Here is an 8,915-nt window from a genome sequence, read left to right on the forward strand (position 1 = left end):
AGCGCTGACAATAGTTTTTTTTGATTTTTTTTCTGTTCGTGGTTTTTTTCAACAAAAACGGTAATTTTGCATGTTTTACATCCTAAAATTGAGGATTTAAGCAACAATCATAGAGGCAAAGTTCTTATACAATGATTGTTGTGCAATTGCCTACGACAACTGTCAATTGGCCCCAGAGGAAGTTATTGGTTGATTAACAACCAATAACTGGTTGAATTTGGTATAGTGAGACATTATGTATTCACTATCATTAAAAAATAAACAGGATATCTGATGGTCAAATCCGCACGCAATATGTCGGGGTTACCTTGGATTGCAGCGATGGCTTTTTTTATGCAGTCTTTAGATTCCACAATTCTTAACACCGCGCTACCGGCAATTGCAAAAAGTCTTGATCACTCTCCACTGGCAATGCAGCCCGCTATTGTCAGTTATACTTTAACTGTAGCAATGCTCATTCCCGTAAGCGGGTGGCTTGCCGATAGATTTGGTACTCGTACGGTATTCATTTATGCTGTTTTCTTCTTTTCTTTAGGCTCGCTTGCTTGTGCGCTATCGCCTAATTTTTCTTTCTTAGTTGCATCCAGAGTTATTCAAGGTATAGGTGGAGCTATGATGATGCCCGTTGCGCGCCTGGCTCTATTAAGATCATATCCACGTAGTGAACTGCTACCTATTTTGAATTTTGTCACCATGCCAGGGTTATTAGGCCCAATTTTGGGTCCAATGTTTGGCGGATTGTTAGTCACTTATGCAACATGGCACTGGATTTTCATCATCAATATTCCCATTGGTTTATTAGGTATCATTTACGCCAGAAAGAATATGCCTAATTTAACTATGCCCAAATGCCCTTTCGATTTTCTGGGATTCACGTTGTTTAGTATGGGCCTGGTGATGATTTCAGTCAGTTTTGATTTATTTGGAGATCAGACATTCTCTGGTGATCTTTCCCCTACTTTATTTTGTAGCGGTATCATTATGTTATTAGGGTATGTCTTCCATGCAAAAAGACACTCAAATCCCCTCATTAATCTCCAGTTGTTCCAGACACGTACATTTTCAATTGGCATCGCCAGCAATATTGCTACTCGGCTAAGTACTGGCTCGCTTTCATTTATTATTCCTTTAATGCTCCAAGTGGGGTTTGGATTTCCAGCAGTCATTGCTGGCGTCATGATGGCACCAAATGCAATTGGTTCAATTTTAGCCAAATCTTTTGTCACCAAGATACTGACTCGCTTTGGATATCGAAAAACACTCATCTGGGTCACGATTATTATTGGCATAATGATTTCACAATTTTCGCTACAAACACCGGAACTCCCCATCATATTTTTGATAATTCCTCTTTTTATATTGGGAGTAGTCATGTCCACACAATTCACAGCGATGAATACAATCACTTTAGCTGATCTGAATGATAACAATGCCAGTGCCGGTAATAGCCTGTTATCAGTCACTCAACAGTTATCCATCAGTTTTGGGGTGACCATCAGTGCGGCAGTTCTGCGATTTTATGAGTCAATGGAATATGGTTCAGCCATCAACCATTTCCACTATACTTTAATCACGATGGGAGTGATTACCTTGATTTCTTCTACTGTTTTTCTATTACTGAATAAAGAAGACGGTAATAACTTAATTAAGAAGAAATGAACCCGTTAGCGACTTGCTACAGAACTTCGCTCAATCAATTTAGGTGTCAAAATCAGTTGCTTTGGTTCGCTTTCTGGATTTTTCATTCGATAAAGCAGGCTTACCCAATTCATCCTTGGGTTGATGGATAAGAGTTATCACTGGCTGTAACCAACATACCAATGGTTTTGGTTTGGTTTGGTTTGGTTTATTTTCAAGCTTCTTGCCAAAGCAGACGGCGCATAATTCAATTCCTCAATCGCTGCATTGACTTTCTTTTTCACGTTTTCACTGACATAACGATTGCCATTAATCACATGAGAAACTGTTGATGTTGAGACGCCCGCCAGACGGGCAACGTCCTTCATGGTAGCCACGGTTAATCCTGTTCAGATAGAAATGCGTCAATTTCATTCCGCCACGGAACCGCAGGTTGTGCTCCCTGACGCGTAACGGCAATCGCTGCCGCCGCATGAGCAAAGCGGATAGCAGACAACATTGTGTTTTCTTCCAGCAATCCTGTTACCAAGGCGCCATTAAATGTATCCCCAGCAGCAATTGTGTCGATCGCTTTTACTTTAAATCCAGGAACAATTTTCCCTTCCTTACCTTTCTCACTCAGCCATACGCCTCGGCTACCCAATGTGATAATGACCGTTTCTATGCCTTTATGATGTAAGGCCTGAGAGGCTTTTTTCGCGCCAACATCATCTTTTACGGCAATGCCAGTCAAATATTCCGCTTCAGTTTCATTCGGCGTGATAATATCCACCAGCGACAGTAATTGATCTGAGATTTTCTGTGCCGGTGCTGGATTCAAGATCACTTTAGCATGATGTTTCTTGGCCGTTTCAGCAGCAAGTTGTACGGTTTCCAATGGCGTTTCAAGCTGCAATAACAATGCATCAGCTTCTTTGACAATCTGTTCATGACGAAGGAAATAATTAGGCGTTAGCTTCCCATTCGCCCCGGCATTAATGCCAATAACATTTTCACCCAGCCGATTGACAAAAATCAGAGCAACGCCCGTTGTTTCCCCTTCAATCACCTCAATTGAGGAAGTATTGATATTATCTTTCGCCAACTGTTGGCAAACACGTATGCCGACATCATCTTGGCCAACGCAAGCAATAAATGTAATGTCAGCACCACAACGACCAGCAGCAACGGCCTGGTTTGCCCCCTTTCCTCCAAAGGCAACCTTATATTGTTCTCCTCTCACTGTTTCCCCTGGTTGGGGAAAAGAGTTGAGATTCAATATGTGATCTACATTGATGCTACCCATCACAACCAGTTTTGCCACACGCATTACATTTATTCCTGTGTAAAAATAATGCAGCCATAAAAATTAATGACTGCATGAATAATGTTGATTATTTCTTCACAACTAATTCCAGCTCAACCGGAATGATGGCATCAACTTTTTCACCTTTTAGCACTTTGTCCGCAGTCTGAACACTAATGATACCTATCTGATCCGGACGCTGTGCGATCGTTGCTGCCAATTTACCACTCTGTACAGCCTTAAGAGCATCGTCAGTGCCATCAAATCCGACAACCAACACCTCTTCTTTACCGGCTGCCTGCAACGCTCGCAATGCACCAAGAGCCATTTCATCATTTTGAGCGAAAACAGCTTGTACTGACGGATGAACTGTCAGCAAGTTCTGCATAACATTCATCCCTTTTGTGCGATCATAATCAGCGACCATTTTAGCACCTAAACAAACGGCTGTCAGAAGCAATATGGCTGATAACATTGCCCTTAATTAGCACTGATAGTGGCACTTTATGCCATGACGGAGAAAATAGTTACCAGTTTATTGACGAATTCACGACTCAAAAAAATGTTTTCAGCAATCGTTAGTTGGGGGATGAGGTTTAATTCTTGATGAATAATGCCAATACCAGCTTCCTGAGCGGATTTGGAACCAGTGGAAGCCACAACGACGGGATAGGTAACCCCGCATCACTGATCGCAATCGGATCGGTGTGTCCCAAACGAGAAATAACGGCTGAAATATCAGAATGTAATAAAACGCCTTTTTTCATTTTTATAAACTGTTTAGCGAAACGTTTCGCTAAACAGTCATCATATAAAGCTAACCATCAAAGACAATATGATTAATATAAAAATGTGATCATCATAGAAACGTTTAATGGGGAAGATAAATAAAGGGAAAAAATAACTTATCATCAAAATCTTTGCATAGGGTGAATTTTATCTATAAATAAAGGAAGGTAACTCTTCAATCCTTGGTGTCCATACTATGCAATTGGTCGAGAAAATATCCCAGTTAGGTCAGCATCTAGAAAGCGGACTATATGAAAGACGGCAAGCTATTCGCCTGTGCCTGCTAGCCGCATTATGTGGAGAGAGCATTTTTCTTCTTGGCCCCCCGGGAATAGCCAAAAGCCTTATCGCGCGTCGGATCAAATTTGCATTCCAAAACGCACGCGCTTTTGAGTATCTGATGACCCGGTTTTCCACCCCAGAAGAGATCTTCGGCCCCCTTTCCATTCAAGCGCTCAAAGATGAAGGCCGTTATCAGCGCCTTACTGAAGGTTATTTACCCGAAGCGGAAATCGTTTTCTTGGATGAAATTTGGAAAGCAGGTCCCGCCATTTTGAATACGTTACTCACCGCGATTAATGAAAAGAAATTCAGAAATGGCAACCTGGAAGAACAACTACCGATGCGTTTACTGGTTACAGCATCCAATGAACTCCCGGATAGTGATAGCAGTCTGGAAGCACTCTACGATCGCATGTTGATTCGACTCTGGCTGGACAAAATTCAGGAAAAGAAAAATTTTCGCGCCTTGCTGACTGACCGAAACAAGGAAAATAGCAATCCCGTGCCTGCCCATATTCAAATCACCGATGATGAATTTCAGCAATGGCAAGACAAGATCAATCATGTATCCCTGCCAGATCATATCTTCGAACTGATTTATCAATTACGCCAACAAGTCAATGCGACTGAGAGCACGGCTGATGTCTCAGATCGCCGTTGGAAAAAATCTATCCGTTTACTGCAAGCCTGTGCCTTTTTCAGCGGCAGAAATGAGATATCTCCGTTAGATATCGTGCTATTAAAAGATTGCCTATGGCACGACTTGAATAGCTTAAAATTCTTGTCCCAATTTTTGCATGTCTTATTGACAGAACAGGCTTATCGACAACATTCCCTCCTGCAAAAAATGGAGAAGTTATACCAGCAATGGGTACAATCCAACCAAGGAGAAAATGACCATCCCCTGCAATTAGTCGCCAAATCCTCTCTGTTTGGCCGTAAGACCCTTTATTCACTGCCCGAAGATATAGCAGATGAAAAACTGACCCTATTTTTACGTCCTTCATTACACATGCATAATATTGAAGTCAATTTCATCGAAATAGATAAAAACTCGCTGGAAAACGCTCTAAAAAATAATACAGGAGAACTCTCTGCCTGTTTAAACGGCATTGGTTTTCCTCAAACTATCACGGCAGAAGTCAATGAAAAGAACCTGCTTACAGTGCTGGATATTAGCCGTAATAGTGCTGTTCTCTGCCTATTTAGTACTTCAAAAAACACCAATACAGAATGGCATGAAAAACTGATATCCATCAGCGATGAAATTCAGCAACAACGCAATTTATTCAGTCAGCATCAACCCTGTTTATTTATCGAAGCACATTGGCTTGTCAACATTGAACAGAGTTTTCTGCAATTAACTGAAAAACAGAAACAGTTGAGGGTAAAAATGAGTGGGTAATATCGTGTTGATATTCAGCAAGGGAGCGACTTATACAAAATGCAAATATCGTCTCCCTTGGGATGGAGTTATAATCAAGCAAGCGCAAACAGTTCTCTAAGCGCTTGCGTATCCAGATTGCCTATCCATTGTTCTCCGCTACCCACCACCATATCCGATAGCTCACGCTTACGCTGGATCATTTCGTTAATCCGTTCTTCAAAGGTGGCACTGGTAATAAAGCGGTGCACCTGCACATTACGCTGTTGACCAATGCGATACGCGCGGTCAGTAGCCTGCGCCTCCACTGCGGGATTCCACCATAAATCGAAGTGAACCACGTTTGAGGCGGCAGTTAGGTTAAGCCCCGTCCCTCCGGCCTTGAGGGATAACAGAAACACCCGTTCAGTGCGGTCGGTCTGAAATTTCTCCACCATTTCGTCACGTTTAGTGCGGGACAGACCGCCATGCAGGAACATCGGTGCCTGCCCGTAGCGTTGTCGTAACCAGTGAGCCAATAATTCCCCCATCTCACGGAACTGAGTGAAAATGAGCGTTTTCTCGTGGCTGGCATGTATATCGTCGAGCAGATCGAACAAGCGTTCGAGTTTGCCGGACGCTATAGCATCGCTGGCAGGTTGTTTCAGGTACAGATCGGGATGGTTGCAGATCTGCTTGAGCGCCAGAATCATTTGTAATACCAAGCCCTGACGTTTGAACTGATCTTCTTCAGCTTCAAGGGTCAGCAGACTTTCACGCACCACCGATTCGTACAGTGCGGTTTGTGTTGCCGTCAAGCTGCAGTATTGATCACTTTCAACCTTGTCGGGCAGATCGCTGATCACGCTGCGATCGGACTTAAGGCGGCGCAGGAGAAAGGGGGCGGTGATGCGTTGGAAGCGTTCTGCTACCTGCCGATCGCGGTTGATCTGGATCGGCGTAGTGTAATCTTTCTCGAAACGTTTAAGTGTGCCCAAATAACCGCGATTGACAAAATCCATTAAGCTCCAGTATTCAGACAGACGGTTTTCAACGGGAGTACCACTCATGGCGATATAGCCAGCAGCAGGAATAGATTTGATCGCTTTGGTCTGCGCGACCGACGGGTTCTTGATGTTTTGCGCTTCATCCACCACCAGAACCCGCCAGGACATAGCCTTGAGCGAGGTCACCGCACTACGAACAATACCGTAGGTAGTCAGCAAGACGTCCGGTCGTTCACAGGTCAATTCACGTTTGCTGCCATGAAATACTTCAATGCTGATCGTTGGCGCAAAGCGAGCGATTTCCCTCTGCCAATTGGTCAGCAAACTGGTGGGAACCACTATCAATGCTTTAGACTGTTCTAAGGCACCGTCCTGCTTAAGTTTGAGCAGTGTAGCGATCACTTGCAGGGTTTTTCCAAGCCCCATATCATCAGCAATCACGCTGCCAAATCCTACCTGTAAGTTGCGCATCATCCAAGCGTAACCGCGTTGTTGATACGGGCGCAGGGTAGCGTTGAGATCGCACGGTAAAGGCATTTCACCCGACTCCCTCAACTCGGTCAGCAGTTGTAGCGTGTTGTCGTCGAGCTTTACCGGTGTGCCACCATATTCACCAGCCAGTGCCGTGCGCAGCAATTCAGTGCCCGACAATTTTGAGGGGCGGTTCAGTTGGGCTTGCAAACTCGCAATTTCTTCCGGATCTAAGTAGACATATTCTCCTTTGAAACGCACTACGCCCGTTGCGCCCTGAACCAATTGCTCGAACTCGGCACGAGTCAGATGATGTTCACCCAAAGCGACCCGCCAATCGAAAGTCAGGATCTCATCAACCCGCAATTGATTGCTTCCAAGTCCCTGAGTCCGACTAGATACGTTCATCGACAACCGGGGGCGTAACAATCGTTCCAACACCTTGGGTAGCAAAGTGCGAATGCCGAGCAATTGAATGGCAGGTAGTGTGTTGAACAATAGCTCAGGCAGTTGTTCCGCCGTCAGAACAATAGGAGAGTGTGCGCCCTGTCTCAGGTAGTCATTAAGAGGAGGGAAAAATTCGGCCAGCAGAATGACCGTCTGCAAGATGCCGAAACGCGCCTGACTCCACTCTTGCTCAGTTAGTACGCTGTACAACGGAACCGGTGGTGTCAACAAGGCCGATTTGGGCTGAATAGCCAACCCCACCTCGAAATCGCCGAACTCCCCCTCATTCAGGTTCAGTACGGGAGAATAGTCCCGTTCAGCCAGATGATAACGAGCAAGCCAAGTCTGTAAGGCAGGACCGATAGCACTTTCCTCTGGACCATCAAAATTTTTCGGTTCACCACTGAATAACAAGGACAAGATTTTATTGTCGCGCGGTTTCTCTCTGACATACTCCGACGCCATTCGCAGGTAATAACCGAGAAATACCGCACATAGCGCGCAGGTCTGCACTATCGGTGAAATAGTCTGGTTCCGACTTAACACGGCCAATTGCGACGGCAAGCCTCTTGCCAGAAGCTGTATCTGTTCAGCAACCCGGTTATCGAGCATAGCGGGTAACCAACGCACTCCCAGAACATTTGGCTCCACAGAAAATACCTGTGGCACCACCGCTCCGTGAACCAGCAGATGCAAAGATATCATGCGCAGGTGGAACAGGGCGGCTACCTCTGGTTGCCTGTCCGGCAAGTCTGCTGGTGTAAGTTGTGCCAGCGCAGTGTCCAGTTCTTCAATGGTATATAGCCCGTTGACACCACTGATGATGGCATCTCCCTCCCGATTCAACGTGATACGGGGACGGTGGGGAGCCAACAAAGTGACTACAGGCATATCCATCAGAATTTTGCCATCCAATACCTTGTGGGCAAACTTAGCCACCCGCGTCAGTACTCTTTGCATCACCTTGCGTAGATCGCCGCCAGGAAAAAAAACCGTCTGTGTAGGCAATACCGCCAATAGCGGCTCAGACAGAGATGGCAAGCCAGTATAATCCAACGTTTCCAGTGCCATCGGATCCGGCAGGATAGCGTCTACCAACGCGCCACCTTCAATTAACAGGGTCGACAAGCGCGGCACATTGACCACTGCCTCGCGCTCAATATTAATTCCTCGTTCTTTTAGCTGCTGAACAAGATCCACACCACGCAGGGAGAACACCAGAAAAGGATTGCTGTCGATTTGACGACTGATCAAGTAAATCGTTGCCGCCAAGTGCTTACAAGGCACTGCCCAGTCGGGGCAGGAACATCTCATCGTTAAATCTTTCCACTGGGACGGAAATACGGCAATACCCAAGCGTTTAGCCTGCTCTAACACTGAAGGATCTAATTCTCGATTAAGCAGACGGGCGATCACACCAGGATCACCCACCAACACATCAAGCAATCGATTGATTTGTTTCTGGGTCAGTGAAGGGACTTGAATTAAAACTTGATAAGGTAATGGACGAGAACCCTGCACTTTCGCCTGCAAAGTGCCTCCTTTCAATGTCAGATTCTTGACCACACCTTTATTAGCGTAAGTTCTCCCACGCGGCAATCGGTTGTCATAATCTAACGCGATGCTCGACTTT

4 protein-coding genes and 4 pseudogenes are annotated in these 8,915 nt (G+C 45.2%); 2 read left to right on the forward strand and 6 right to left on the reverse strand.

Annotated features, from left to right (window positions below; genetic code table 11):
• The first annotated feature begins 273 nt into the window (after nt 1-273).
• Nucleotides 274-1,659: a multidrug transporter subunit MdtD gene (mdtD, locus tag ABLA76_RS04130; protein WP_348986966.1), complete on the forward strand. Its 1,386-nt coding sequence runs from the start codon at nt 274-276 to the stop codon at nt 1,657-1,659.
• 127 nt (nt 1,660-1,786) lie between these two features.
• Here mdtD and ABLA76_RS04135 read toward each other — a convergent pair.
• From ABLA76_RS04135 to ABLA76_RS04155, 5 genes and pseudogenes are all read right to left on the reverse strand, one after another.
• A pseudogene (locus ABLA76_RS04135) lies at nt 1,787-2,015 on the reverse strand (LacI family DNA-binding transcriptional regulator); the annotation flags it as partial.
• A 2-nt stretch (nt 2,016-2,017) separates the two neighbouring features.
• The gene (gene rbsK / locus ABLA76_RS04140) at nt 2,018-2,947 is read right to left on the reverse strand and encodes a ribokinase (RefSeq protein WP_348986967.1); all 930 of its coding nucleotides are present in this window, start codon (nt 2,945-2,947) and stop codon (nt 2,018-2,020) included.
• A 64-nt stretch (nt 2,948-3,011) separates the two neighbouring features.
• Nucleotides 3,012-3,344, reverse strand: a pseudogene (locus ABLA76_RS04145) (substrate-binding domain-containing protein); the annotation flags it as partial.
• A gap of 113 nt (nt 3,345-3,457) precedes the next feature.
• Nucleotides 3,458-3,574 (reverse strand): annotated as a pseudogene (locus ABLA76_RS04150) (hypothetical protein); the annotation flags it as partial.
• 11 nt (nt 3,575-3,585) lie between these two features.
• A pseudogene (locus tag ABLA76_RS04155) lies at nt 3,586-3,690 on the reverse strand (RbsD/FucU domain-containing protein); the annotation flags it as partial.
• Nucleotides 3,691-3,908: 218 nt separating this feature from the next.
• Here ABLA76_RS04155 and ravA point away from each other — a divergent pair.
• Entirely contained in the window at nt 3,909-5,399 is a 1,491-nt protein-coding gene (ravA, locus tag ABLA76_RS04160) for an ATPase RavA (RefSeq protein WP_348986968.1), read from the forward strand.
• Nucleotides 5,400-5,473: 74 nt separating this feature from the next.
• Here the strand turns inward: ravA and ABLA76_RS04165 are convergent.
• The coding region (locus ABLA76_RS04165; RefSeq protein ID WP_348986969.1) for a DEAD/DEAH box helicase at nt 5,474-8,915 on the reverse strand (3,442 nt) is incomplete at its 5' end.

Source organism: Xenorhabdus sp. SGI240, assembly GCF_040081915.1.
Lineage (GTDB): Bacteria > Pseudomonadota > Gammaproteobacteria > Enterobacterales > Enterobacteriaceae > Xenorhabdus > Xenorhabdus bakwenae.